At 49.8% G+C, this 26,638-nt stretch carries 22 protein-coding genes; 16 read left to right on the top strand and 6 right to left on the bottom strand.

All coding sequences use genetic code 11. From position 1 onward, the window contains the following. The first annotated feature begins 64 nt into the window (after positions 1 to 64). From AC4IE7_RS21735 to AC4IE7_RS21720, 4 genes are all read left to right on the top strand, one after another. Positions 65 to 328, top strand: a complete 264-nt coding sequence (locus tag AC4IE7_RS21735; protein ID WP_490778983.1) for a DUF5062 family protein — start codon at positions 65 to 67, stop codon at positions 326 to 328. A 35-nt stretch (positions 329 to 363) separates the two neighbouring features. After that, on the top strand, positions 364 to 609 hold the full coding sequence (locus AC4IE7_RS21730; protein WP_490778982.1) for an RNA recognition motif domain-containing protein: 246 nt from the start codon (positions 364 to 366) through the stop codon (positions 607 to 609). A 342-nt stretch (positions 610 to 951) separates the two neighbouring features. Beyond that, a complete protein-coding gene (locus AC4IE7_RS21725; RefSeq protein ID WP_490778981.1) occupies positions 952 to 1,161 on the top strand; it encodes a cold-shock protein in 210 nt (69 codons plus the stop codon). Positions 1,162 to 1,426: 265 nt separating this feature from the next. Continuing rightward, positions 1,427 to 1,810 (top strand): nuclear transport factor 2 family protein, encoded by a 384-nt coding sequence (locus tag AC4IE7_RS21720; RefSeq protein ID WP_490778980.1) that lies wholly within the window; start codon positions 1,427 to 1,429, stop codon positions 1,808 to 1,810. Positions 1,811 to 1,824: 14 nt separating this feature from the next. On the opposite strand, the gene AC4IE7_RS21715 is transcribed toward AC4IE7_RS21720, so the two are convergent. Then, the gene (locus AC4IE7_RS21715) at positions 1,825 to 3,222 is read right to left on the bottom strand and encodes a response regulator (protein WP_490778979.1); all 1,398 of its coding nucleotides are present in this window, start codon (positions 3,220 to 3,222) and stop codon (positions 1,825 to 1,827) included. 139 nt (positions 3,223 to 3,361) lie between these two features. On the opposite strand from AC4IE7_RS21715, the gene AC4IE7_RS21710 reads away from it, so the two are divergent. Further along, complete coding sequence (locus AC4IE7_RS21710) at positions 3,362 to 3,703, top strand: 4a-hydroxytetrahydrobiopterin dehydratase (RefSeq protein ID WP_490778978.1); 342 nt, start codon at positions 3,362 to 3,364, stop codon at positions 3,701 to 3,703. Between the two features lie 156 nt (positions 3,704 to 3,859). On the opposite strand, the gene AC4IE7_RS21705 is transcribed toward AC4IE7_RS21710, so the two are convergent. From AC4IE7_RS21705 to aprB, 3 genes are all read right to left on the bottom strand, one after another. Further along, on the bottom strand, positions 3,860 to 4,750 hold the full coding sequence (locus tag AC4IE7_RS21705) for a YkgJ family cysteine cluster protein (protein ID WP_490778977.1): 891 nt from the start codon (positions 4,748 to 4,750) through the stop codon (positions 3,860 to 3,862). A gap of 282 nt (positions 4,751 to 5,032) precedes the next feature. Then, positions 5,033 to 7,018 carry an adenylyl-sulfate reductase subunit alpha gene (gene aprA, locus AC4IE7_RS21700; protein ID WP_490778976.1) on the bottom strand — a complete coding sequence of 662 codons (1,986 nt, stop codon included), beginning with the start codon at positions 7,016 to 7,018 and terminating at the stop codon, positions 5,033 to 5,035. A 52-nt stretch (positions 7,019 to 7,070) separates the two neighbouring features. Then, positions 7,071 to 7,544: an adenylyl-sulfate reductase subunit beta gene (gene aprB, locus AC4IE7_RS21695; RefSeq protein ID WP_490778975.1), complete on the bottom strand. Its 474-nt coding sequence runs from the start codon at positions 7,542 to 7,544 to the stop codon at positions 7,071 to 7,073. Positions 7,545 to 8,154: 610 nt separating this feature from the next. Between aprB and AC4IE7_RS21690 the strand changes: the two genes are divergently transcribed. From AC4IE7_RS21690 to AC4IE7_RS21660, 7 genes are all read left to right on the top strand, one after another. Further along, the gene (locus AC4IE7_RS21690; RefSeq protein ID WP_490778974.1) at positions 8,155 to 8,790 is read left to right on the top strand and encodes a HEAT repeat domain-containing protein; all 636 of its coding nucleotides are present in this window, start codon (positions 8,155 to 8,157) and stop codon (positions 8,788 to 8,790) included. Positions 8,791 to 8,821: 31 nt separating this feature from the next. After that, positions 8,822 to 9,370: a hypothetical protein gene (locus AC4IE7_RS21685; RefSeq protein ID WP_490778973.1), complete on the top strand. Its 549-nt coding sequence runs from the start codon at positions 8,822 to 8,824 to the stop codon at positions 9,368 to 9,370. A gap of 1 nt (position 9,371) precedes the next feature. Beyond that, complete coding sequence (locus tag AC4IE7_RS21680) at positions 9,372 to 9,749, top strand: DUF423 domain-containing protein (protein WP_490778972.1); 378 nt, start codon at positions 9,372 to 9,374, stop codon at positions 9,747 to 9,749. Then, complete coding sequence (locus AC4IE7_RS21675; RefSeq protein WP_490778971.1) at positions 9,749 to 10,687, top strand: class I SAM-dependent methyltransferase; 939 nt, start codon at positions 9,749 to 9,751, stop codon at positions 10,685 to 10,687. The genes AC4IE7_RS21680 and AC4IE7_RS21675 overlap by 1 nt, the downstream gene beginning before the upstream one ends. Before the next feature lie 175 nt (positions 10,688 to 10,862). Beyond that, the gene (locus AC4IE7_RS21670; protein ID WP_490778970.1) at positions 10,863 to 11,987 is read left to right on the top strand and encodes an efflux RND transporter periplasmic adaptor subunit; all 1,125 of its coding nucleotides are present in this window, start codon (positions 10,863 to 10,865) and stop codon (positions 11,985 to 11,987) included. Between the two features lie 53 nt (positions 11,988 to 12,040). Next, positions 12,041 to 15,208 carry an efflux RND transporter permease subunit gene (locus AC4IE7_RS21665; protein WP_490778969.1) on the top strand — a complete coding sequence of 1,056 codons (3,168 nt, stop codon included), beginning with the start codon at positions 12,041 to 12,043 and terminating at the stop codon, positions 15,206 to 15,208. 272 nt (positions 15,209 to 15,480) lie between these two features. Then, a complete protein-coding gene (locus tag AC4IE7_RS21660) occupies positions 15,481 to 15,828 on the top strand; it encodes a YqaA family protein (protein WP_490778968.1) in 348 nt (115 codons plus the stop codon). A gap of 166 nt (positions 15,829 to 15,994) precedes the next feature. Here AC4IE7_RS21660 and AC4IE7_RS21655 read toward each other — a convergent pair whose 3' ends face one another. Continuing rightward, positions 15,995 to 17,446, bottom strand: coding sequence for a TrkH family potassium uptake protein (locus AC4IE7_RS21655; protein ID WP_490778967.1), 1,452 nt, complete (start codon positions 17,444 to 17,446; stop codon positions 15,995 to 15,997). Between the two features lie 42 nt (positions 17,447 to 17,488). Then, entirely contained in the window at positions 17,489 to 18,862 is a 1,374-nt protein-coding gene (trkA, locus tag AC4IE7_RS21650) for a Trk system potassium transporter TrkA (RefSeq protein ID WP_490778966.1), read from the bottom strand. A gap of 229 nt (positions 18,863 to 19,091) precedes the next feature. Between trkA and AC4IE7_RS21645 the strand changes: the two genes are divergently transcribed. The 4 genes from AC4IE7_RS21645 to AC4IE7_RS21630 all read left to right on the top strand — a co-directional run bounded on the left by AC4IE7_RS21645 (position 19,092) and on the right by AC4IE7_RS21630 (position 26,369). Beyond that, positions 19,092 to 20,933, top strand: a complete 1,842-nt coding sequence (locus AC4IE7_RS21645) for an alkaline phosphatase PhoX (RefSeq protein WP_490778965.1) — start codon at positions 19,092 to 19,094, stop codon at positions 20,931 to 20,933. Positions 20,934 to 21,001: 68 nt separating this feature from the next. Next, positions 21,002 to 22,654 (top strand): hypothetical protein, encoded by a 1,653-nt coding sequence (locus AC4IE7_RS21640; protein ID WP_490778964.1) that lies wholly within the window; start codon positions 21,002 to 21,004, stop codon positions 22,652 to 22,654. 365 nt (positions 22,655 to 23,019) lie between these two features. After that, on the top strand, positions 23,020 to 25,158 hold the full coding sequence (locus AC4IE7_RS21635; RefSeq protein ID WP_490778963.1) for a GAF domain-containing sensor histidine kinase: 2,139 nt from the start codon (positions 23,020 to 23,022) through the stop codon (positions 25,156 to 25,158). After that, positions 25,155 to 26,369, top strand: coding sequence for an HDOD domain-containing protein (locus tag AC4IE7_RS21630; RefSeq protein WP_490778962.1), 1,215 nt, complete (start codon positions 25,155 to 25,157; stop codon positions 26,367 to 26,369). The genes AC4IE7_RS21635 and AC4IE7_RS21630 overlap by 4 nt, the downstream gene beginning before the upstream one ends. Positions 26,370 to 26,638 lie beyond the last annotated feature (269 nt).

The following is a 26,638-nucleotide window of genomic DNA, read 5'->3' as shown; positions in this document are numbered from 1 at the left end:
AAGTGGTCAATAATCTGTAGTGCTGTTAATGTATAGAGGAAGACCCTGAAGAGAAGAACAAAACATGAAAAAGCTAAAACATGAAGCTGAATTAGCCAAAGAAGCCCTTCTTTTTGGTATAAGATATGCCGAAAAACGTGGTGCTGCGGTTTTCGAACCTACTGATTCAGCAAGTGAAAAGATGCTATATATCTATAGATTACTGGTTCACGACAAAATCGTTCAAGCACTTCCAGAAGACCAAGTCTCTCAACAAGCAGTGAAACACAAATTGGCAATTTGGTACTCAAAGCAGCTACCAAAAGATCACCCACTGCTCTCGGATTAAAAATCTCGACTAATACCTTAGGCTATAGATAGAAAATGAAAATCATTGTGCGGAATTTACCAAGGGATCTGACTGAAGCGGAACTACTACCCTTGTTCAAAGAGTGTGGCTCAGTACAATCCTGTACGATCATACAGGATAAGAAAACAGGAGCATCAAAAGGCTTTGGTTTTGTTGAAATGCCCCGTGCTGGAGAAGCTAAAGCAGCAATCAAAAAACTGAATGCCACTGAAATACATGACCAAAAAATACGCGTTAAAAAAGCAACTATCGAAGAATAAGTGGATTTATCACATCTTTTAAAGCTGGTTTTACTACATTAAAAGCATCATTAAAATCAACAATTTAGCTAGTCTAATATATATACAACCTCGAATAAAATATGTTCCTTTAAAATCTATATATACCTCACATATCCCTCTTACTCTAAATTTTCTTTCGATTTGACATCAACCTCCGTTTGCTATACGTTGTCGACAGCAAGAAAGTAAGTCTCTATTTATAATCTCCATCCGATGCATTCTCGTAATACTTCGTCCTGCAGTTTTAAATTCCAGTCTTTATTTCCGCTATACATACCTACAAGTAGGTACACTTTTATTTATTCTACAGGATAATATTATATGTCTAATACAATTACTGGCACCGTAAAATGGTTCAATGAATCAAAAGGTTTCGGTTTTATCGAGCAACAATCTGGCCCAGATGTTTTCGCACATTTCAGTGCAATTACAGGCTCTGGCTTCAAAACTCTTGTTGAAGGACAGGCTGTTGAATTCTCTGTAACTCAGGGCCAAAAGGGACCTCAGGCCGAGAATATCGTACCGGTTTAACAACCGTTGATTTCTATAAGAAAGGCAGGCCTTTTTGGCTTGCCTTTTTTTTGCGCAGGTCATTTTCAGAGGTTTCGCGCAAACTTAGTGGAAAAAACTCTTGTAACAATAATTTGGCATCAACTTAACAATAGATCCGACTTCAATCAAAATATGGTCAATGCTTAATAATTGGCTATTATTTAAAAAAATAACCCTAATCCACTCTTTTCATCACTACTAGAAAACCACATTAACCTCGTTATATTTTTCGGCAGACTACACAATGGTTAATAATTTAGCGATTAATAAAAGCAATGCTATAAACTTTTATAGAACTGCCTATATGGGCAACCCAGCCAAGGCAGTAGAACTTTTTGTTGGTGATGAATATATTCAACACAACCCACTGGTTGGTGAAGGAAAACAGGCATTCATAGATTATTTTGATGAAATGGCCAGAGACTATCCTGATAAGAGCATTGAGTTTATCAGGGCCATTGCTCAGGGTGATTTAGTAGCACTGCATACCCTTCAGATATGGCCGGGTGAAGAGCAATACGTGACAATGGACTTCTTTCGCTTTGATGATGTTGGAAAAATTGTCGAGCATTGGGACTCTATTCAAGCCATACCTGCAGAGTCAAAAAACGGAAATACAATGTACTAGTGTGGTGCTTCTGACTAATTGCTATAGAGATTTACCTGCACACGTTGATTCTGAGCAGCAACAACATTCCAATCCCCCGCATTATTGACCTCATACAGTGAGGGATAGGGCATCAGTGGCTCATCAAAACCATTGCTGAACAGAATAATCTCTAACTCACCGCCACTTCTGGCTAACTCAACATTGATATAGTTGGCAAATGCAACAGACTGATCGTTCAACCAGTCGTTGCTACCTCGATGGTCAACGGCAAACTGGCAATTATTTATATCCATATCCTTTTCGGCTAACTTTAGACCATCCGAGACTCCCTTTTGCAGACAAAAATTACCATGATTTGCCCGCAACTCAATGGTTCCCCTGAATCCTGAATCTTTAAGTTGAGCAACCAGTTCTGACAACCAGAGTGCTTTTTCGTCATTGAAAGGCTGTTCGCCATAGCTAAACTCTGTGCTCTGATTTGCAGCCCACTCGATAAGTTTCAATGGCAACGCCGTTTCTATCTCGCCTGCCTGGTTCTCCGCAGTTGCATTCAACTGTTGAGTCAAAAGCTCAATCTGCTCATTTTGATCTGAGAGCATTGCCATAAGCTCCCCCTCTTGCTCAGATTGAGCCTTGCCCATAGCTATCGACTCTGAACCATCCATGGCGAAGTAACCCAGGGTTATACCTGCCAGAGCAACGACACCACCAAGCATGCCTATAACAAAGGTTCTCCATCCACCAGCGTTCTGCTCCTCCTGCAAGGCTTCAAGCTCATACATTTCGCCGCGTAACTCAGCAAATCGTTTATCCAGCTGCGTTTGCAATCGCTCTTCGGCCATATTCTGCTCTTTACGCAAGAATCGTTTCAACGACTCCTGCGCAGAGAGGCTCTCCTGGAAGTCATCCAGCGGCATACTGACTGTTTCAACGATGGCTGGCTTGTGACGTTCATGCTCTGAAATAGGGTGAACATTGTCTGGACGATATACTTGTCGGACGGTTTCCATGCCTTCATTTTTGAAACCATGGACCAGGGATTCCTGCTCTGGCATTAGATGCAGGGAGTTAAGCACACCTTCAAAATCCTGGGATTCGAGCTGCTTGGGAAGCACACCGATAGCGCCAAGTGCACGGGCCTGGCTCAATTCAAGACCACCAGCTTTTGAGGTATACATCATTACCGGTATAACCGCAGTATTAGGGTTGGATTTAATGACTTTCAGTGCCTGAAATCCATCCATACCCGGCATCTCAAAATCCATAAATATGGCGTCGGGAGCATTTTCGTAGAGATAGTCGATAGCAGCTGCAGCAGACTCTCTCGTGTCTACGGTGATGCCAAACTTTTTGAGTTTACCCGAAAGTACCTGACGTGCTGTTTTCGAGTCATCTACGATGAGCGCTTTTTTAGTTGCTGTTCCAGTCACGGCGCCAACCTTTTCCCCTGTTGTTTCTATGTATGCTATTTCAGCGAACTACATGATAATCCTTATATCGGCCCGAGGTTTTGACCTAGGACTCGTAACTAAACTATATCCGACATAAACCATGAGAGGAAATATTCCGATGGAAACCTTAACACAGCAAAAGTGTGAGGCGTGTCGCGCTGATGCACCAAAAGTCAGTGATGAGGAGCTCTCTGAGCTAATTCGGGCCATTCCGGATTGGAATATCGAGGTTCGGGACGGCATTATGCAGCTCGAAAAAAGCTATGCTTTCAAAACCTTCGTTGCAGCTTTGGATTTTACCAACGAGGTTGGAAAACTGGCCGAAGATGAAGGCCACCACCCCGCACTGTTGACTGAGTGGGGGAAAACCACAGTAACCTGGTGGTCACACAAGATCAAAGGCCTGCATCGCAATGATTTCATCATGGCAGCGAAAACAGATCAGCTACAGGGTGAATGAGTGCAGGAAAAGATCTAGTGTACCTCGTCATAGATTCTGTACCATTCAGAGCCGCCCCAATACGTCAGATCAAGGCGTGGCTCGCAGGGAATGGCAGGCCCTTTCGCACCGTTGGCACAGTATAAGGTGCGGCAGGGCCGCACCCTACGTTGACTGTCAGGATAGCGCATCCTTCATCTGCTGCTCCTGCTTCTGCTTATGCAGCTCGATTTCCGCTTTTCTGCGCATCTCCAGGATATCTTTACGCTCTTCGATTCGCTTCTCAGTGGCATTATTCTTGACTGGAATAGTCACATCTCCGAAAAGCACCTGCTTCAGTAGTCTGACGCCAAACTGCATCAGTGCCAGATCCTCTTTTTCAACCGTTTCATAGAATGTATCTTCCATGTCATAGGAGGCCTTGAAAGAGTCGGCGAGTACAAACCGGCGCAGTCGATCGACATCATAGGAGCACATGAAAAAGAACTGCAGGCTGGTATCTGAAGGACGGCCAATAGCAGGACCGGCCGATTTCTTCTTCAACATCAGCTGCAGCCACTCCCGATTGATCTGGTCGTAGAGTTCGACTTCCTGCTCTTTGCGGTAGTCATGCACGGAGACCTCGCGATCCTCTTCGTGGCCTTTGCAGTGGTCTTCCTTGATCAGGAAGTAGCGTGCTTCATCTTCAGTGGCACCCGCTTCTTTCATCGCCATATGACCAATCGGGTAGTAGCGACAAGCGGTTGGCCGGTCTTTGTAGACACTGCAACCCTCTTCTGTAACAAACTTGCAGGCGCCATCATCGTCGGTACGTAATTTGACGCCAGGAACCCCATCTTTGTCCATTTCATAGGGAACTGTGTTGTTTTTCAGGAATTCGGTGGCACTGATGCCCAGATTGTCCTTCAGCCGCAAAATATCGTAGGGCGTCAACTGAATATCAGCGTGTTTACAACACGCATTAAAGCAGGAGATCCCCTTGTGGCAGTTGAACTTGATACTTGCACCTGGCTCAAGAACCGACGGAACAAAACTGCTTTTAAAGGGAATATCGAATTTTTCACTCATTATTGGCCTCCGATATGGAATCGGCTGGTTCGCGTTTTACCTCCACCGGGGGAGTAGCGCGAGTCTAGCTGTGAAAAGCCCGGGAACAGCGGGCAATAACACAAATCCGGAGTATTAATCCGGTCGTAGTAAATACTGACAACTATTTTTTATCAATATTTTGCAAATAGTAGCAAAGCCCCAAGAATTCACCGGCTTTGCAGGCAACTGTCCTAAGACAGAAAAAGCCCGAACGCCGCAAGGACGTCCGGACTTTTCTAAGCCCTATGGCCTATAGCTGTCTTACTTGAACAGCTTAGACTTGTCGACGATGTCGACATGAGCGCGCTTGAAGCACTTATAGGTCTTAGCCTCTTTGTCATAGACAGAGTTCACGAAGCACTTCCAGTTCTCTTCGTCGACAAAGTTCTTATCCATGCGGTAGTAGAAACCAGGATAACGAGACTCTTGACGGAACTGAATGTGTTTCATGTGAGCTTCAGCAGTCAGGATGCGGTGATAGTTTTCCCACGCACGAAGTAGTTCGTGGAGGTCTTTAGCACGCATCTTCAATGCATCTTCTTTCAGCATTTCCAACTTCTGCTCAGCCAGGTCGAGCATGTGCTCGTTGGTGGTGTAGTAGGTAGCAACACCGGCAACATACTCATCCATAACCTTCTGCAGACGGAACTGCAACATACGAGGAGTGATGTAGTTAGGATTAACATCGATCGCAGTTGAGTAGTCTTTGTGCTCAAGGTAGTTGCGCACTGGACGGTAGATCTCTTCGATCAGGGTATCAACATCGGTGTCCAACTCAGGAGTGAAATCCTTGTTGTCCATGACGTATTTTACCATCGCTTTAGCAGCCATACGGCCTTCAGCGTGTGAACCGGAAGAGAATTTGTGGCCAGAAGCGCCCACGCCGTCACCAGCGGTGAACAGACCGGAAACAGTGGTCATACCACGGTAGCCCCAGTTCCAGCCTTTAGGCAGATGCTCAGGTACGCCAGCTTCAGTCTCTTCAGTAGGTGCACCAACATCTTCAGGACCAGAGGTCCAGATGCCGCAGCAGCCAGAGTGAGAGCCCAGCAGGTAAGGTTCGGTAGGCATCAGCTCAGAGTTTTTCTTCTCAGGCTCGATGTTCTCACCAGCCCAGATACCGCACTGACCGATACACATGTCGAGGAAATCTTCCCATGCTTCTGCTTCCAGATGCTTAACCTCACGAGGAGACAGGGTCTCACGCAGGTTAGCAAGAGCGGTAACGGTGTCCATCCAGATAGGACCACGACCTTCCTTCATCTCTTTCAGCATCAAGTGGTTACGCAGGCAGGATGCTGGAACAGCAGCCTGGCCATAAGGAGGATAGTCGTCGAGCATCTCCTTATTGCGATCCATGTAGACTTCACCAAAAGCGTTGGTGGCTTTTGATTTGAACAGCAGGAACCATGCGCCAACAGGACCGTAACCGTCTTTGAAACGGGTAGGTACGAAGCGGTTTTCCATCATGGTCAGCTCAGCGCCGGCCTCAGCAGCCATCGCGTAGGTAGAACCAGCATTCCATACTGGGTACCAGGCACGGCCCTGACCCTCACCCACAGAGCGGGGACGGAAGATGTTTACACAACCACCAGCGGCAAGCAGGATAGCTTTTGCTTTGATGACAAGCAGTTTGTGATCACGAACAGAGAAACCAACAGCACCAGCGATGCGGTTAGGGTCATTCTTATCGTTAACCAGCTTAACGATGAAGATACGCTCTTCGATGTTGTCCATGCCCAGTGCTTTCTTTGCTGCTTCAGCAACGATCCACTTGTAGGACTCACCGTTGATCATGATCTGCCATTTACCAGAACGTACGGGCTTGCCGCCGTCTTTCAGTAAAGGCATGCCTTTGGAACCATCGTGACGCTCACCGTTCTCATCAGTCTTCCAAATAGGCAGACCCCACTCTTCGAACAGATGAACAGATTCGTCAACATGACGACCCAGGTCGTAAGCCAGATCATCACGGGTGATACCCATCAGATCGTTGGAGACCATACGGGCGTAGTCAGCAGGATCCTGCTCTGAACCGATGTAGGTGTTGATCGCAGACAGACCCTGTGCAACAGCACCAGAACGGTCCATTGCAGCTTTATCAACCAGTTTAACTGTGATGTCGCCGCCAGCAGCTTGCACCCAAGGACCAATCTCATAAGCAGCACCACTACACGCCATGCCACCGCCGATCAGGAGGATGTCTACCTCTTCTTGGACGACTTCCGGATTTCCGAATTCAGCCATTTCATATACCTCGAATTATCTATATTCCTGAAATAATCAGACTGAATCCCGCTTATTTGCGGATCAGCTCACTTGGATCGCCGGCACGGTAGCCGTTCTGCTCGTTATGGTTGAAGAAACCGGGCTCGCCGATCTTCGCCATTTCCGCAGCAGCCTTACCACCGTAAGGATCGATAGAACCCTCAGGAGTAGTACGAATTGGGAATTTGAAGCGTTTCATAGTGCCGTTGCGGAACTTGATGGTCCACATAATAGAGTCGGTACCGCGCAGAGGCTGTACAGATGCACCCAGAGGTACGATGTCGGCGTAAGGACGAGCTTCGATAGCCTGCTGAGGACAGATCTTAATGCAGGAATAGCACTCCCAGCACTGCTCAGGCTCCTGGTTGAATGACTTCATGGCATGACCGGTTTCAGAACCGTCTTTATCAAGCTTCATCAGGTCATGAGGACAGATGTACATGCAAGCTGTCCTGTCCTGGCCTTTACAGCCATCGCACTTCTCAGTACGCACAAATGTAGGCATGGTGTTAATCTCCTAAGGGTTTCACTGCAGTGATTCAGCCGCGGCATTTTGCAGCGACTTCGAAGCACAACCGGATATCTCCGGCGTAGTTCATTTTTAATTCTCTCTTGGCCTGCGTTAATTCCGACTAAGGCCATGATTCGAACCCGACTCAGCCAGACCACATTGTCGGGCACTCCTTCGCACGCACACGCACGATCCGGAATCGGGCGACAAACATTAATGCCTTGCAGGAGCTTTAGCCAAACAATTTTTTAATGAGGGCACATAAAATACGCTTATTCACCTAGCTCACTGTAAAACCTAGTATTTTACTGAGATAACTAACTACCTATTTATACGAACAAAATTACCAATGACGTAATCATGGTCTTTCTATGAAAACTCTTTTTGGATATATCCACATGCGTTCACCTATCCCATGGGAGATAGATAAATCAGACCAAAATCACGTTCTGCGAAAGCTTATTTTTGAATATTCCTGCCATTTTCCTTTGATTTATGACCACCTTACAGCTAAATATCAGCCATATATTTATGCTGAAAAGCCATTTTGATATGAAATTGAAGCGGGGTTTCGGGTAGAGTTACGCTTTTTTGAGCCAAAACCATGCCCCAGAGGGAAGCACCAGACGTACTCTTTCTACTTGCTACCGGCTGCCATCACTGTCCGGTGGTGCTGGAGCGCCTGAATCAGCTCCTTAAACAGGGCAGAATCGGCCGTCTTGAATCTGTCAATATCGTCAACAGACCAGAGCTGGCAGATGAACTGAATGTACGCGGTGTGCCATGGACTCGAATCGGCCATTTCGAACTGGATGGAGCCCTATCCCCAAAAGAGGTGGATGAATGGGTCACCCGAGCCTCATCCGGCGAGGGAATTTCAGACTATTTCAGCGAGTTACTCGAGTCACAACGACCAGACAAAGTGATCAAATGGCTCAACAGGTGTCCAGAAAACCTCAAACAACTACTTGAACTGCTTCTGATCGATTCGACACCGATGGCTGCGCGAATTGGTGTTGGGGTTGTGATTGAACAGCTTGAAGGAGACCCACGACTCGAACTGGCCATGGCAACGATGATCACTCTCAGCCAGTCTGAACATGCGAACATCCGTGCCGATGCAGCACATTTTCTCGGCATGAGCCACTCGCCCAAGGCCCGAACAACGCTGAACAGGCTGCTCAATGATAACCATCCCGATGTCAGGGAGATTGCAGCAGAGTCTCTGGAATTAGTGTAGATTCTCCGCTTTGCTTTGTGGAACAGACTCAATGAACAAACGGGATCAGATATTGGCGGTACATGCCCAATTTATCAATCAGGTTGTAATAACCGGCCAACAGCCCGATCGCCAGGATGATTTCGAACAGTTGATAAAGCTGGCTGATGACAACGGATGGAATGAGCTGACGGACTGTATCAGAAAGATCTTCCATCAAGGGCGCCGGGACGTAGAACTTCTCAATCCTCTTGATGAGGAGGATCAGGTTATTGCTGAAGCGATCTTACATGGCCTGCAAGACCCCTCTACCCTACCCGATCCTAATGCCAAGCCTGATCCGGCCCAGGCTGCGCCAGGTCTCGCCTCGATGATTGATGCAGCAGGCTCAGGTAACGCACAGGCTCTGCAGATAATCGCTGAAATGGCAGATCAAATGAGTCAGGCTGGCGGCCCTATGGCACGGCTTGCTGCGGTGATTCGGCCAATGATCAATGGTGAGCGTAATCCAGATATCCTGTGCAAGGATATGGATAGCCGCACAGAGTCCATGGTGCTGGGCATACTGGACGAATTGAAGCGGATGCAAGAGGAAGAGTAGCATGTCCAGACGCTTTATAATCTTAGCTGCAATGAGTGGCTTTCTGCTGGTTGCTTTAGGGGCCTTTGGCGCCCATGCCCTGGAGCACTCTGTTCCCCCCTCACACCTGATCTGGTGGCAAAAGGCGGTTCTATATCAAGGCCTGCATACCCTGGCTCTGCTTGGGGTGGGCCTGTTGATACCCCACCATCCAGTGCGGGCACTGATGCTGTCAGGGTGGCTATTCGTGGCTGGCATCCTGCTTTTTTCCGGCAGCCTCTATCTAATGACACTCACCGATGTTCGCAGCCTGGCTATGTTGACCCCGATTGGCGGCATCGCATTTATGGCCGGGTGGCTATCACTGATCATCGGCGCCTGGCGCCTGCCCAGCCGTTGATGGATTTAAACGCCTTAACAAACCGGTTACGAAAAAATCAGCGCCACTGGAGCAAGTGGGCACGTCGTCGGGAAGTCAGCTGCTATCGTATTTATGATCGGGATATCCCAGAGTTCCCCCTGGCGATTGACTGGTATGACGGCCAGGCCCATCTGCAGATTTTTGCCCGCAAAGGTCTTGAACCGCTTAGTGATGAACAGCAGCAACAGATCACTCAGGCCGTCAGTGAAACATTGGAGATTCCACTGCACCATCTGGCGGTAAAGACACGTCAGCGTCAGCGGGGCCTGAATCAATATGAGAAGACTGGTGCAAGCGGAAGACCGATGGTTGTCAAGGAGGGAGGATTAGCGTTCGAGGTTGAACTCTATACCTACCTCGACACAGGACTGTTTCTGGACCACAGAAACACCCGAAACCTGGTACGGCAACGCTGCGCCGGCAAACGGATGCTTAACCTGTTCGCCTATACCGGCAGTTTTTCTGTGTATGCAGCCGCAGGTGGTGCACTATCCACAGTCAGCGTGGATCTATCCAACACCTATCAGGACTGGACCCGCCGAAATCTTAAGCTAAATGGATTTAACGACGACAACCATGAACTGATCAGGGAGGATGCTTTCCAATATCTCGAGCGGGCCAACAGGGAGCGTCGGCGTTTCGGTCTGATCGTACTTGACCCGCCAAGTTTCTCTAATTCAAAGCGCATGAGCGATACACTCGATATTCAGCGCGATCAGGAACAGTTGATAGACGCTTGTATGAACCTGCTCAACCCAGGTGGCGAACTGATCTTTTCAACCAATCGTAAAGGTTTCAAGCTTTCACCCAAGCTCAGTCAAAAAGCCGGATGTGAAGAGATCACCCAGCAGGTTGTTCCTGAGGATTTCAAGCGTCGCCTTCCCTATCGTTGCTGGTTATTTCGGGCACATTTCTAGAATCAGGCTGTCTGACCAATCCAGCACTTGACGTAGATGATAGATTAAACTCTCATAGCAACTTATTATATAAGGGGTTGGTATTTATGCAGCCAACGATTGTAATTATCACCAATACGCCTTCTTGCGAAGACATTCCCCGGAACGATACAGAACCAACTGAGATGGAGCCCTCATGCTGAAAAGATTGACCCTGACGATCATCGGACTGGGTATGCTAATTGGTATCCCTACAGTAATAAAACTGCAGCAATTTCAAGCGATGGCTGAAATGCAGATGGTTATGCCGCCTGAATTGGTTACTGCCGATCAGGTGAGTAAACAGAGCTGGCCCAACTCAATCTCCTCTACCGGATCTCTGGTTGCTGTACAGGGTGTAACCATGAGTGCAGAGCTGGGTGGCAAGATCATAGAAATCGACTTTAAATCAGGCGACCGGGTCGAAGCTGGCGAGCTGTTGTTGCGCCTCGATACCACTGCCGAAGAGGCACAGCTACGTTCCGCAGAAGCAGCCGCCAAACTGGCCAAGATCAACCTCGATCGTAATCGTGGTTTGCGCGCCAATAAAACCGTATCTCAGTCTGATTTGGACACTGCCGAAGCCAACTTCAAGCAGACTACGGCTCAGGTCGAGAATGTTCGTGCCACCATCGCCAAGAAAACCATGCTCGCCCCCTTCTCCGGCCAACTGGGTCTGCGCCAGGTCAACCTGGGACAGATCATAGAGCAGGGCACTCCGGTGGTGACTCTACAGACCATCAACCCTATCTATGCCGACTTCTCTCTGCCGCAGCAGCGCTTCTCAAGCATAGCTGTCGGCAATGAGGTTCAAATCAACACCGATGCTGCCCCGGATAAGACTTTCACTGGCAAAATCATCGCGGTGAACCCTGAGATCGACCAGGCCACCCGTAGTGTGCGGGTCAGATCCACCCTGATCAATGAGGGCGAATTGTTGCGTCCCGGCATGTTCGCCAATATAGAGATACTTCTGCCTCAGGTTAATGAAGTCCTTGCGATACCGGCCACTGCGGTACTCTACGCACCCTATGGCGATACCGTGTTCGTCATTGATAAGAAAACAGATGAGACCACGGGTGAAGAGTCAAAAGTGCTTCGTCAGCAGATCATCCGCCTGGGTGAGACCAAAGGCGACTATGTCGCGGTAACTACAGGCTTGGAAGAGGGCGAATCCGTGGTAACCAGCGGGGTATTCAAGTTACGGCCCAACATGGCCGTGACTATCGATAACACCCTAGCACTCGATGCGCGCCTGGACCCTCAGCCCCCCAATGAATAACAAATTCCAGAGGGTCGGTTTGACCCTTCATACTGCACAGGGATATTAATGCCGTGGGTAAGATAAAAGTCTTCACCGATCTATTCATTCAGCGCCCCGTACTCGCGATCGTGGTCAATCTTCTGATTGTTATTGCAGGCATGCAGGCTTGGAACAGTCTAAATATTCGCCAATACCCGCTGAGTGAAAACTCTACAATCAATATCTCCACTGTCTATGTGGGGGCCAACGCAGAGTTGGTACGCGGTTTCATCACTACTCCGCTGGAACAGGCTATAGCCTCAGCGGATGGCATTGAATATATCGAGTCGAAGAGCCTGCAGGGCTTCTCCATGATCAATGCCCGTCTGAAGCTCAACTATCCCCCAACCAAGGCTCTGGCTGAGATCACTGCCAAGGTAAACCAGGTACGTAACGATCTGCCCACTGAGGCCCAGGTACCCGCACTCTCGATCCAGTCGGCTGATTCGCAATTTGCCTCGGCCTATCTCAGTTTTGCCTCTGATATCCTCTCTCAGGCAGAGATCACCGACTACCTTATACGCGTGGTACAACCTCGACTTGCCGCAGTTGCAGGGGTTCAGCGTGCTGATGTGCTGGGAGCACGTATTTTTGCCATGCGTATATGGCTCAAGCCGGACAAGATGGCCGCCCTGCATATCAGTCCATCACAAGTTCAGCAGGCCCTCGCTGCCAACAACTTTCTCGCCGCCATAGGCACCACCAAGGGCTCATTGGTGCAAGTTAACATGACGGCTAATACCGATCTTCACTCAGTCGAGGAGTTCGAACAGCTGGTGATTCGGCATAGCGGCGACACTATTGTGCGTCTGCAGGATATCGCTGATGTCACACTCGGCGCCGAAGATTATGATACCTCGGTGCGATATACCGGCCAGACAGCGGTATTCATGGGCATCTTCCCGCTGCCAAGCGCCAATACAATCGATGTCATCAAGCTGGTACGTGATGAAATAGACAAGATCGCCAAAGATCTGCCTTCCGGTCTTGAGGTCAATATCGGCTATGACGCCTCTGAATATATTGCCAATGCGATCACCGAAGTCACCAAGACTCTGGGTGACACCCTGTTGATTGTAATCGCGGTCATTTTTCTGTTTCTGGGATCGATACGATCAGCGATGGTACCTACCATAGCCATACCGGTTTCACTGATCGGCAGTATCTTCCTGATGCAGATTTTCGGCTTCACCCTCAATCTGCTTACCCTGCTGGCAATAGTGCTCTCTGTTGGTTTGGTGGTGGACGATGCCATCGTTGTGGTGGAGAACATTGAACGCCATCTTCGTGAAGGCCGAAGCAAACGGGAAGCCGCCTTGCTGGGAGCTCGGGAACTACTCGGCCCAGTTATCGCCATGACCATTACACTTGCAGCGGTCTATATACCCATCGCGCTTCAGGGCGGTCTGACTGGCGCCCTGTTTCGTGAGTTTGCCCTCACCCTGGCGGGCACTGTCACAATCTCAGGTATCGTCGCCCTTACGCTGTCGCCGATGATGTCCGCTTATATGCTAAAGAGTGCCGACGATGAGGAGCGGGGCTTTACCGGCTGGGTTAATCACCATTTTGATCGCCTGCGACTGGCCTATGGTCGACTCATTGGTCGTACCCTTAACGCACGACCTTATGTCTATGTGGTCTGGCTGGTAGTGGCTGCAGCAGCCATTCCCATGTACATGCAGTCCCCTAAAGAGCTGGCCCCAAGCGAAGACCAGAGCGTCGTTTTTGGCATTATCAATGCAGCAGCCAATGCCACTGCCGACCAGAAGCGCTTTTATGGTGCCGCTGTTGAGAAGGCATTCCTGGAGGTTGAGGAGGCAGACCTGAGCTTCCAGATCCTGTTTGCTCCCTCAGTAGGCGCCCGTTTCGATACCGATGGCTTTTCAGGTGTGGTAGTCAAACCCTGGCACAATCCCAGAGAACGCACCGTATTTGAGATTCAGCAGGAGGTTCAGGGGAAGGTATCGGCCATCCCCGGCTTCCAGATCTTTGCCACTACCCCTCCGGCACTACCCGGTGGCAGTAACTTTCCGATTGAGTTCCTGATTACCTCAACTGCCGACGCCAAACGTCTGCTTGAATTTGCTGAGCAGATTCAGGGCAAAGCAACCGAGAGCGGTATGTTCCTGTTTCCACCGCAGATCGATCTCAAATATGACCAGCCCCAGGCCCAGGTTGTTCTGGATCGGGACAAAATCGGCTCCCTCGGACTGGACCTGAATCAGGTAGGTCGGGATATGGCTGCAGCACTGGGGGGTAACTATGTCAATCGCTTCAACATCGCTGGCCGCAGTTACAAAGTCATCCCGCAGATCGAACGCTCTCAGAGGCTCAACCCGGATCAACTGACCGATATCTATATCAGCGGCCCAGAGGAGACACTGATCCCACTGAGCACCGTCGCTCATATTGAAAATACCACGGTACCCCGTTCACTCAACCGCTTCCAACAGCTTAATGCGGTGAAACTGTCGGGCATGACCAACCGCACCCTCGACCAAGCCCTGACGGTGTTGGAAGAGGCCGCTGCTGAAGTACTCCCGGCGGGTTACTCTATTGACTACACTGGAGAATCCCGTCAGTTGAGACAGGAGGGGAATAAATTCTTACCCGCCTTCGCCCTGGCAATCGTGCTGATCTTTCTGGCCCTGTCAGTACAATTCAACTCCTTTAGGGATCCAGGCATCATCCTTTTCGGCTCAGTGCCTCTGGCGATGTTCGGCGCGTTACTTTTCACTTTTCTTAAAATGCCCAACCCCAACCTGCCCTTCTGGACCAGTGGCTGGACCACCACTCTCAACATCTACGCTCAGGTCGGGCTGGTGACCCTGGTGGGGTTGATTGCCAAGAATGGCATACTCATCGTCGAGTTTGCCAACAAACTTCAGGAGCAGGGGATGAGCAAGGTCGAGGCGGTACAGGAAGCCTCGATGACCCGACTGCGACCGATCCTGATGACCACCTTCGCCACCGTTGCGGGTCACTTTCCTCTGACCCTGGTCACCGGGGCTGGTGCTGCCGCACGTAACTCTATTGGCCTGGTGTTGGTTGGCGGAATGGCGGTTGGTACCCTCTTCACCCTGTTTGTGCTGCCATCGATCTATGTATTGATGGCGAAAGATCACAATGCAGATGCAACGGAAGAAGAAGAAGACGAAACGCACGGCACTGGGGATATAGCAACTGAGCAGTCAGGCTAATGGGCTGGGTAGAGGATCAGTTAAAGCCTCAACGAAAATAATCTGCCAGCTGCAGGTGACTCATAGACTGGTCACGAATATTTTCTCTAGGGCCTGAATGGAGCGCAGTGGAATCCGGGATAGTCTGCCCTTCCCCCGGATTCCGCTGCGCTTCATCCAGGCTACGAGGGTGATACAGTTATACAGGTAGGCATATCGACAGCACACTCCTGACTCTTTTCAGCGGCAGCTTCCTAGCCTCGACTCTACTACCTGGCGGTTCTGAGGCGCTGTTGCTATGGAACTTGCAGCAATCAGCTCATTCACCCTATCTGCTCTGGCTGTGTGCGACCATGGGTAACACCCTGGGTGGAGTGAGCAGTTGGCTGATCGGGTGGTGGCTGGCAAAACGCTTTCCCCTGCAAGCGCTGAAACATGACCGCCAGAAGAGAGCAGCTGAACGAATCAGCCGCTTTGGCAGCCCTGCGCTGTTACTCTCATGGTTGCCTGTAGTGGGTGATCCACTCTGCCTGGCTGCCGGCTGGATTGGCATCAGGTTGAGTCTGGCAGTTCTGTTTATCGGAATCGGTAAAGGGTTGCGCTATGCAATGCTGATCTGGGTATCAGACATTATCATTTAGTCGTAGCCTGGATGGAGCACAGCGGAATCCGGGAATAATCAGCCCCTTTACCCTGGATTCACCCTAAAAATAGTTAACTCGTAGCCTGGATGAAGCGCAGCGGAATCCGGGGATAGTCAGCCCCTTCACCCTGAATTCACCCTAAAAATAGTTAACTCGTAGCATCCTATTTACGCCAGAACGCAGGGGTCAGCAATACCAGCAGGGTGAATATCTCCAACCGCCCGAGAAGCATCCCAAAACAGAGAATCCATTTTGCGGGATCATTTAGGCTTGCGTAGTGAGCACCCACATCGCCAAGCCCGGGGCCAAGATTATTGATACTTGCCCCTACTGCTGAAAAAGAGGTCATAAGATCCAGGCCTGTTGAGGCGAGCGCCAGATACATCACACCGAAACTGGCAACATAGAGTGCAAAGAATCCCCACACCGCATCCACCACTCGCCAGGGTATGGTCTTACTGCCTACCCGTATCGGGATCTCTGCATTGGGGTGAATCAGACGATTGATCTCTCGAAGCCCCTGCTTGACCAACAGCAGAAACCGAATCACCTTGATTCCGCCTCCGGTTGACCCGGCACAGCCGCCGATAAAACTTGAGAAGAGCAACAGTATCGATATAAATCCGGGCCAGAGTGAGTAGTCGGCTGTCGTGAATCCCGTTGTGGTGCCGATTGACACTGCCTGAAACAGTCCGCGGGTAATCGATTCACCCCAGGTGCTATAAACCCCCATCATATAGAGCGCGATGGATACCAGCACAATCACAATAAACAGTGTCGTGATATAACCGCGAAACTCAGGATCTTCAAAATAAGTTCTAAGGGAGCGTCTACGGAAAGCGAGAAAGTGGAGTGCGAAATTAACCCCGGACAGCAACATAAAAACCACAGCAATCATCTCGATCAGAGTACTGTCGTAGAAACCAATACTTTCGTCATGGGTGGAGAATCCACCAATCGCCACCGTTGAAAAGGCATGCCCCATGGCATCGAAGGGCTCCATCCCTGCCAGCCAGTAGGCCAGCATACAACTCAGGGTCAGACCGAGATAGATAAACCAGAGCGCCTTTGCTGTCTCGGTAATCCTCGGGGTCAGCTTGTTGTCCTTCACCGGACCGGGGGTTTCTGCCCGATAGAGCTGCATACCACCAATGCCCAGCATGGGAAGCACGGCAACCGCCAGTACGATAATACCCATACCGCCCAACCATTGAAGCTGTTGGCGATAGTAGAGAATCGAAAGTGGCAGTTCATCGATACCGACAATCACTGTCGCTCCGGTGGTGGTCAACCCAGAGACCGACTCAAACACTGCATCAGTAATACTCATGTTTGAGTTTTCAGCAAATAAAAATGGCAGCGATCCGGTCAGCCCCAGCACTACCCAGAACATCACCACCACAAGAAATCCGTCACGAACCCTAAGTTCCTGGTGTTGGTTACGCACCGGAGCCCAGAAGGCCACTCCGAGACCCAAAGTAAGAATGAATGCATCGGTAAAACCCAACAACGCACCATCATCGGTCCAGACCGATATCCCCAAGGGGGGCAGCATGGTGAGACTGAAGACCATCAGCAGCACACCCAATATTCGCTGAACCACTAGCAGATGCATCGTTACTTCAGCCTGCCATGCCTGGGGTTGATAAACAGAGACTCACAAGAAGGTCACTCCTACCTGGAACAACTTTTCAACCTCAATGACTTTTCTCTTATCCACCAGAAACAGGATTACATGATCATCACTCTCTATCATGGTGTCGTGATGGGCGATCAATACCGTTTCACCACGAACCACTGCACCTATCGTCGTTCCTTTTGGTAACTTGATCTCCTCTATGGCACGTCCAACCACCTTGGATGAATTTCGATCTCCATGCGCCACCGCTTCGATCGCCTCAGCAGCACCACGTCTTAATGAGTGCACTTGGGCTACATCACCACGACGCACATGGGTCAGTAGGGTGCCGATAGTGGCTTGTTGGGGTGAAATGGCGATATCGACTGCACCGCTCTGCACCAAGTCGACATAGGCTGGGCGATTGATCAGTGCCATAACCCGGCCAGCACCGAGTCGCTTAGCCAGCATGGCTGAGAGAATATTCGCTTCATCATCATTGGTCACGGCACAGAATACATCCGTGTTTTCGATATTCTCTTCCAACAGCAGATCTTCATCTGCGGCATTACCATGGAGTACGATCGCCATATCGAGACGCTCAGCAATCTCCTTCGCCCGTGCCTGATTTGTCTCAATCAACTTAACCCGATATTTGTGCTCCAACGATGAGGCAAGACGACGACCAATGTTTCCACCACCCGCCAGGATCAGTCGTTTGTAGGGCTTTTCAAGCTTGCGCAGTTCGCTCATCACTGAGCGGATGTTCTCTGTCGCGGCGATAAAGAACACCTCATCCTCAGCCTGGATCTCAGTATCCCCTTGGGGCTGAATCACCTCTCCCTCACGATAGATGGCCGCCACTCTGGCATCGATATTCGGCATATGTTCGTAGAGAGTGCTCAGTTCGTTCCCCACCAGGGGACCACCATGGTAGGCCTTGACGGCGACAAGACGAACCCTGCCGCCGGCAAAGTCGAGTACCTGCAGTGCTCCAGGGTATTCGATCAGTTTAAGAATGTAGTCAGTAACCAACTGCTCCGGACTGATCAATACATCAACAGGGATCGCTGGCGATTTGAACAGCTTCGGATAGTCGAGATAGCCCTGTGCCCGGACTCTGGCGATTTTGGTGGGGGTGTGGAAGAGACTGTAAGCCACCTGACAGGCAACCATATTGGTCTCATCACTGTTGGTCACAGCAAGAATCATATCAGCATCCTCCGCCCCAGCTCGGCGCAACACGTCGGGATGACCGGCATGCCCTCTGACTGTGCCCAGGTCGAGGCGATTCTGCAGTTCATTCAGGAGATGCAGATTTTGATCCACCACGGTAATGTCATTGGCTTCACTCACCAATGCATTGGCTACTGAACGACCAACCTGGCCGGCACCGAGAATAATTATTTTCATTGTTTCATCGGGTGTTCTTAATTATCAGAAAAAGTCGTTGCTCAACATCGCTGCGCAGAGAAATCACTCCAGTCCGGCAGCATGACAGCATCGAGCTGGTCTATCAATTCCATATTCTTGAAATATAGCATTCATAAAAGCGACACCTATATGACACTGTTTCGCAATACCTAATACCTAGAATGCTCGCGGCTTATAAGTATTACGCCTTAATTGGGGAGCATATTCTATGTTGAAAAAGAAATCATTTCGTCTGTTAGCCTTGCCTGCCGGTATCACGGCAGCCATTCTGTGTTCATCTCTGTTGCTCACTGGATGCAACGGCGATGATGGTGATGACGGTGTTGATGGTGTGAATGGAACAGATGGTGTCGATGGCACTGACGGCGCGGATGGTACAACGAGTAGTAATACTCCCATAGGGCTGAAGCGTCTTGCTGCTGCTCCGCTTGATGCTGAATTCACTGGCCTGTATCTCAATAGCGACAACACGCTGTTCTTGAATGTTCAACATCCAAGCAGCAGTAACACTACCACCGACGCTGCTGGCAAAGTTTTTGATAAGGGAACAGTAGGCGTCATCGTCGGTCAGGACTTTTCTAACCTGCCAGAAAACTTCGGTGCACTTGACCTGCCAGTAACAACCGCAGAAAAAGAGGTTGTGACGACAGCTGTTGGCACATACCAGGTTCTTGCCCAACAGGGGGATGCTCTGGATGATGGCCTGACCATGGGCGACATCATGACCGCCGACGGCGCCACCCAGATCAAGAACTCCAATGATCCGGACTTCAACGGCGTCATCTCTGATGGTGACACAGGTTTCTATGTCTACACCAACTGGGAAGACCGTCCAGGCAGTATGAGCCGTATCCATGTCAGTGGCCTGACCGATTCAGGCTACGCTAACATCACCCAGGAAGGCATGATTGACTTCTCAGGTGTTGGTGGAACCTGGGTGAACTGTTTCGGTACCGTCAGCCCATGGAATACCCCCCTCTCATCTGAAGAACTCTACTTCGATGATACTGCTGATTGGTTCGATTCTACTGCTGAGTATTTCAGCAATCCCCAAGCACTTGCAGACTATTTCGCTTATCCAACAGACGGCAGTGGTGACTGGCCGAACCCCTACCGCTATGGCTACATTGTTGAAATCGGCAATGCTACTGATGCGGCTGTAGCCAATGTCACAGTCAACAAACTGGAAACCATGGGGCGCTTCTCTCATGAGAACTCTGTCGTCATGCCTGACCAGAAGACCGTCTTCCTCAGTGATGATGGTACCGGCGTTGTATTCTTCAAGTTTGTTGCCGATGTGGCAGGTGACATGAGCGCAGGCACTCTGTATGCCGCAAGTATCACTCAGGCCGCAGGAGTGAATGATCCTGCTGAAGCAGCACTGGGTATTGAGTGGGTTGAACTGGCGAGCATGGGCGAAGCAGAAATCGAAGCGGCAATCGACTCTTTCGATGGCACCTTTGCTGATGCCAACTACATCACTGATGAGCAGGTCTGTGATTGGGCCGAGTCCAAAACTGGCGCTGACCTGAGCTGTGATGAAGACGCCACTGTCGACGCAAACCCCTTCAGCGATGATCGCGTCGCCTATCTGGAGAGCCGTAAAGCTGCGGTTGCCCTGGGTGCTACCGGTGAGTTTCGCAAAATGGAAGGCGTCAACATCAACTATGGTCTCGCATCATCCTGGTGGAATGCTGGCGCAGCTGACGGCGACCAGGCCTACATGTATATGGCCATGTCCAGCTTCGACAAAACCATGAGCGATGATGAAGGCGATATTCAACTGAATGGAGACAACGGCAAGTGTGGTGTTGTCTACCGCATGAAGTTGATGCGCAATGCTCAGGGTGAGGTTGATGTTAAGACCATGGTACCTGCCATCGTTGGTGGGCCATACAACGCTGACCGCTCTGTCAACCAGTGTAATATCAACAGCATCTCCAACCCCGACAATCTGCTGATACTGGACGACGGCCGAGTGATCATCGGCGAAGATACCGGCAGCCATGAGAACAACATGGTCTGGGTATTTGATGATCCAGCAATCTAAGGACCAGATTGATTAATCATGGAAATGGGGTGGCTCGCGCCACCCCTTTTGCATTTAGGAGATCAAAAATGAAGTATATTTTTTCGATTATCCCTTTGGTAACAGTTGCACTGCTCACTGCATGCGGCGGCTCAGGAGAGAGCTCTGACACTCAGAGTGATACACAAAACCAGTCACTAACCTTTCCGTCCAGCTATGAGAGATCAACCGCAGGCACACTACGCCCACAAGAGACAGGTGTGATTTATAACCCGGAGGCGATCGTACCTCCCCAGTGCTATACCAGGCATGAGGCAACCCACAACCCCTGCATGACCTGCCACCAATCCTATACCTTCGGCAGTCGACCCAACGTCATGGATGATGGCGCGTTACAGGCTGAATACTCATTCTCAGAGGTCGGGGTCACCAACCATTGGCAAAACCTGTTTGAGGATCGTTCAGAGGCCGTCTCCCAGATCACTGACCAGGAGGTTATCGACTATATCTATACCGATAACTATTCAACCCTGATTGAGCAGTTACAGAGTGAGAACTGGGAGGGTCCGGTTCCTGCCGTTCAAAATCTGCACTTGGGTGCCGACGCTTTTGACGAGCTTGGTTTTGCGCTTGATGGCAGCCACTGGGTAGCTTTTAACTACAAACCACTGCCCAGTACATTCTGGCCGACCAATGGTTCGACCGATGATGTGATGCTGCGACTACCGGCAGCGTTTCGAGAGCAGAGCTGTAGTGGCAGCGGATACTCCAGAGATACCTATATCGCCAATCTGGCCATTGTCGAAGCGGCAATACAGGATCTGCAGCAGATAAGCCTGCCTGCGGTGGATGAAAACAGCTTCTGCGCCGACCTGAATGGGGATGGCCAACTGGGTGTGATCGAAGAGATTCAACGCCCCGAATTCTATGTGGGAAATGCCTCTGATATCAGTGTCACCCCAATGCTCTATCCAGAGAATGTAGAGTTTCTGCACACAGTGCGCTATGTGGGCCTGAACGAAGATCTATCGATCACCATTCCGGCGCGTATGAAAGAGGTGCGTTATATGCGCAAACATACTTTCCTTACGCCACAAGCCCTGCTCTCCCAATATGGCAATGAGAAGCAGGAGAAACTCGACGGCAACCTGCCAAACTATGTCTCCCGTGGTGATAGTGGTCTGGATAACGGTTTCGGTTGGTTGGTATTAGGCTTTATTGAAGCCGCCGATGGCCATCTGCGCAAACAGAGTGAAGAGGAGACTCTGTTCTGCATGGGTTGCCACACCAGCATCGGCAGCACCATCGATCAGACATTTGCCTTTCCCAGAAAGGTCACTGGCGCTGCTGGTTGGGGATACGTCAACCTGCAAGGCATGGCAGATGCGCCGAATGTGGGCGGAACGGAAGGGGAGATTCTCAACTACCTGAAGCTTGCCGGTGGGGGTAATGAATTCAGGGAGAATGGTGAAATTATCGAAAAATGGTTCAACGAGGATGGCAGTGTCAATGAGCAAAAGGTCACGGCTGCCGATGTCTATGAACTGATCACCCCAAGCCCGGAACGTGCATTAACCTTGAACAAGGCCTATATGGTGATTGTGCGGGATCAGGATTTCATACATGGTCGTGATGCAAATGTCACACCAGCAGTGAATGTTTACAGTGAAGTAGATCCCCAGACCGCTCCAGTGCTGCCGGAAGAGTACCAGTACCATTGGGAGATGCGACTGGCCTGGTAACAGCAAGCCACATAACCCACAAGGTGCGGCCCTGCCGCATCTTGTGTGGTGCGTCATACTAGAATCCATACTTCAGGCACTACCTTTCACAACGAAGCACGCCTATCCCTGGCTCAGTAGCAGGGATTTGAGAGCTACCAAATTACCACACGCGCAACATAGTTAATTAAGTGCCATTGCTGCTACATAGTCGAGCTTGGTTAGTCAGCTAAAGATGTTGTGATAACCAGCCGATAAACTAAACACCGGTCAGATAATTAACCAATAATTTTATTTTTACTTGGGATGATTGTCCGGTTTTGTGCCTGACAATTTGAATTTAGCCACATCGGATATTGTGGCGGTGCACAGGAGTATCTGTCTCTATGCCCCACGATATCTCGCAGCAGAGAGAGAAAAACGACATTCGCGTACTGTTGGTGGATGATGACCCCGACAATGCAGAAGAGACTGTTCAGCTGCTGCAACGTATGGATGTTCAACAGGAGATCGAGCACAATACTGTCGAGCTATTGTCCGATGCCCTTAGCGAAATCAGTCAATTCCATTATGACCTGATTTTACTCGATACAGGGCTGGCTGATATGCCCACACCATCTGCCATACGTGCCTTGCGGGATGCCTTCTCCTACGCTCCGATCATTGCAACCATGAAGTACGAGGATCCAGAACTGGCCGCGATGTGGGTTGGAGAGGGTGCAGATGAGTGCCTGTTCATTGGCGATATTGACGAGTCCTCCCTGAAACGGGTGGTAGAGTACGCAATCAAGCGATACCTCACCTACAGTAAACTGCATCAACAGAGCCGTACCCACCATGTACTAAACACCCTGCTCAGCCATTCTCTCAAAGAGGTGCCTTTTGATCAGCTGCTGAATGAATGCCTCGAGGTTATTCTCTCGGCACCTCTCACCGACATGATGCACCAGGGTGCGATTCTGGTGGCGGCCAAAAACGGTCATCAGCTGCAGATGATGGCGCATTCCAATCTCGAGCCAAAAATCGTTGAATTGTGTAAACGAGTCGAGTTCGGTCAATGCCTTTGTGGCCGTGCCATCGAGACTGGTGAGATACAGTTTTCAGACTGTGTCGAGGGGTGTCGGGAAAACAGGGTGGAAGGATTACCACCACATGGTCACTACAATGTGCCGATCATATCCAAAGGCAAAGCACTTGGTGTTCTGGCACTCTACCTCAGGGCCGGACATCAAAAGAGTGAAGATGAAATTATATTCCTGCATGGTGTTGCCGACACATTGGCCGGTATCATCGAACGGGCAAATACCAATGAACAGCTGGCACTAGTTCACCAGCAAAACAGTCGATTGCTCTCCTCTTTAACGACCATTCTTATCCGCGTGGATAACAAGGGCCGCATCAGCCACTGGAACAGCAAAGCATCAGAAACATTCCAGCTGACTTCGGATCAGGTACAGGGCCAACCAATTGCTGACTGCCCGATCGATTGGGATTGGCAGGAAATCTCGAACAAAATCACCGACAGCTTGACCGATACGCTTAAATCAAATCAAATCGAAGCACGACTCAGACAACCAAGTGGTTCGCATCGCCTACTCTCTCTATATGCCACACAATTCAACGACAAGAATGGCCAAACTGGCAACTATCTTATAATCGCTGAGGATGTCACCGAAAAGCGGCAACTAGAGTCGGAGATGCAGCAGGCACAGAAATTACAATCGATAGGTCAACTGGCTGCCGGCATCGCTCACGAGATCAATACCCCAATCCAGTATGTCGGTGATAATGTCCGCTTCCTGTTCGATGCATTTGAGGAGATCTCTGAGATCGTTAATGATCAACAAAAAATCATTGAGCAGGCAAGAAGTAATAGCGTTGCACTGGAGCAGCTTGAGCAACTGGATGAAAAAATCGATGACGTGGATCTGAAGTATCTTCAGGAGGAGATACCCAAGTCGATAAAACAGACCCTCGATGGTGTGGATCGAGTTGCCACTATTGTCAGGGCGATGAAAGAGTTCTCCCATCCCGGCACTGAAGGGAAGAGCCTGACCGACATCAACAGGGCGATTGAGAGTACTGTAACCGTCGCCAGAAATGTCTGGAAATATCATGCAGAAGTCTCTCTTGAGCTCGACCCTGAACTACCCCAGATTCGTTGTATTCCTGGACCAATCAATGAGGTGTTGCTGAATATCATCATCAATGCCGCTCATGCTATTGCCGACAAAGTTGGCGAGAGTGGTAAGTTGGGCAGTATCACCATTACCACTCAAACCACAGACCTCTGGGCTGTGATACGGATCAGGGATAGCGGCTCGGGTATTGCGGAAGATGCAAGGAATCATGTTTTTGATCCATTCTTTACCACCAAAGAGGTTGGCAAAGGAACCGGGCAGGGTCTGTCATTAAGTCATAAGATCATCGTTGACCAGCACGATGGTGAGCTGAACTTTGAGACTGAAATAGGGATCGGCACCACCTTTATCATCAAACTACCTTTCGGTGGAGAACAGAGTTGACCAATCCAGCTGAAAAAAAACATATTCTTTTTGTCGACGACGAACCGAACATTCTTTCCGGACTTAAACGCAGTCTGCGCACACAACGTAAAGTGTGGGAGATGACGTTTGCCAGCAATGGTCAGGATGCCCTTACCCAAGCAGATGAAGCGCATTTCGATGCAGTAGTAACAGACATGCGTATGCCAGGTATGGATGGTGCGCAACTATTGGATCGTATTGCAGAACGTCATCCTCACGCTGTACGCATCGTACTCTCCGGTCAATCTGACCAGGAGACGGTGATGAAGAGTGTTGGCCCAGCCCACCAGTACCTGAGCAAGCCCTGTGAAATTGACACGCTGAAAGGCGCCTTGATTCGCGCTTTTTCTCTACGCGATATATTGGCGGGGAGTAAGCTTAAATCATTGGTCTCCGGTATGCGCTCTCTGCCTAGCCTGCCAACAATCTATAACGAACTGATCACACTTATCCAAGACAGCAATACTACTGTAACTGAGGTGGGCAGGTTGATAGCCAAAGACCCGGCGATGACCGTTAAAACACTTCAACTGGTCAACTCGGCCTTTTTCGGATTGGGTCGCAAAATCTCCAATCCAGTGGATGCAGCTTCGCTACTCGGCATGGAAATTCTAACTCCCCTGGTCTTGTCTATTGGTATATTCCAGCAGTTTGAAAAGGATACGCTGACTATAGATGAGTTCACACTCGACTCCCTCTGGTCTCACAGCATGCAGGTTGGAACGGTTGCCAAACTGATCGCCAAAGAGGAGAAGATGTCGTCAACCTCCATCGAAGAGTGCCTGCTTGCAGGCATGCTGCATGACATCGGCAAATTGATTCTGGCGCTCAACCTACCTGACGCTTACAACAAATTTGAAGCGGAGCTGGCAGCTGACCAGGAGAGCAGAATAGCTAAGGAAATTGATATTTTCGGCGCCACTCACGGTGCAGTGGGCGCCTATCTATTGGGACTATGGGGATTACCGGAACCAGTGGTTGAGGCAGTTGCACTTCACAACCAGCCCGCAATACAGGCGGAGAAGGTATTCAGTGCCCTCAGCGTGGTGCATGTTGCCAATGCACTGGTTCATGAACATGCTGGAGAGATCCGCTCAACCACACTACTGAATCACGACTACCTGCAGTCGGTTGGTATTTCGTCCAGGCTCGAAACCTGGCAGTCGCTGCTCAGCACTCTTGAGGAATAGCTTCAACACCAGGGGTCGTAAAGAAGGGGGCGGAGTCGAGAGCTACCATAGTGTGGGTCACCTCGAAACAACTCAAGCGCTTTTCTCTAGCAGATCAATACGTTCTCGATTCGACTCCGACCCCGGTGATAAAAACGACGAGGTTTTCAGGAAAAACTCTTTGCCCGGTTTTTCTACGCCTACCCCTTCAACTTAAAACTCTTTATTAGATCTGTATTTTGTAAGGTTTTAACATATATTTTCTAATAGCGTTCTAAACTGACAGTGAG

This window comes from Candidatus Thiodiazotropha sp. AKAK3 (assembly GCF_058244645.1).
This window is presented reverse-complemented; position numbering and strand designations above follow the sequence as displayed.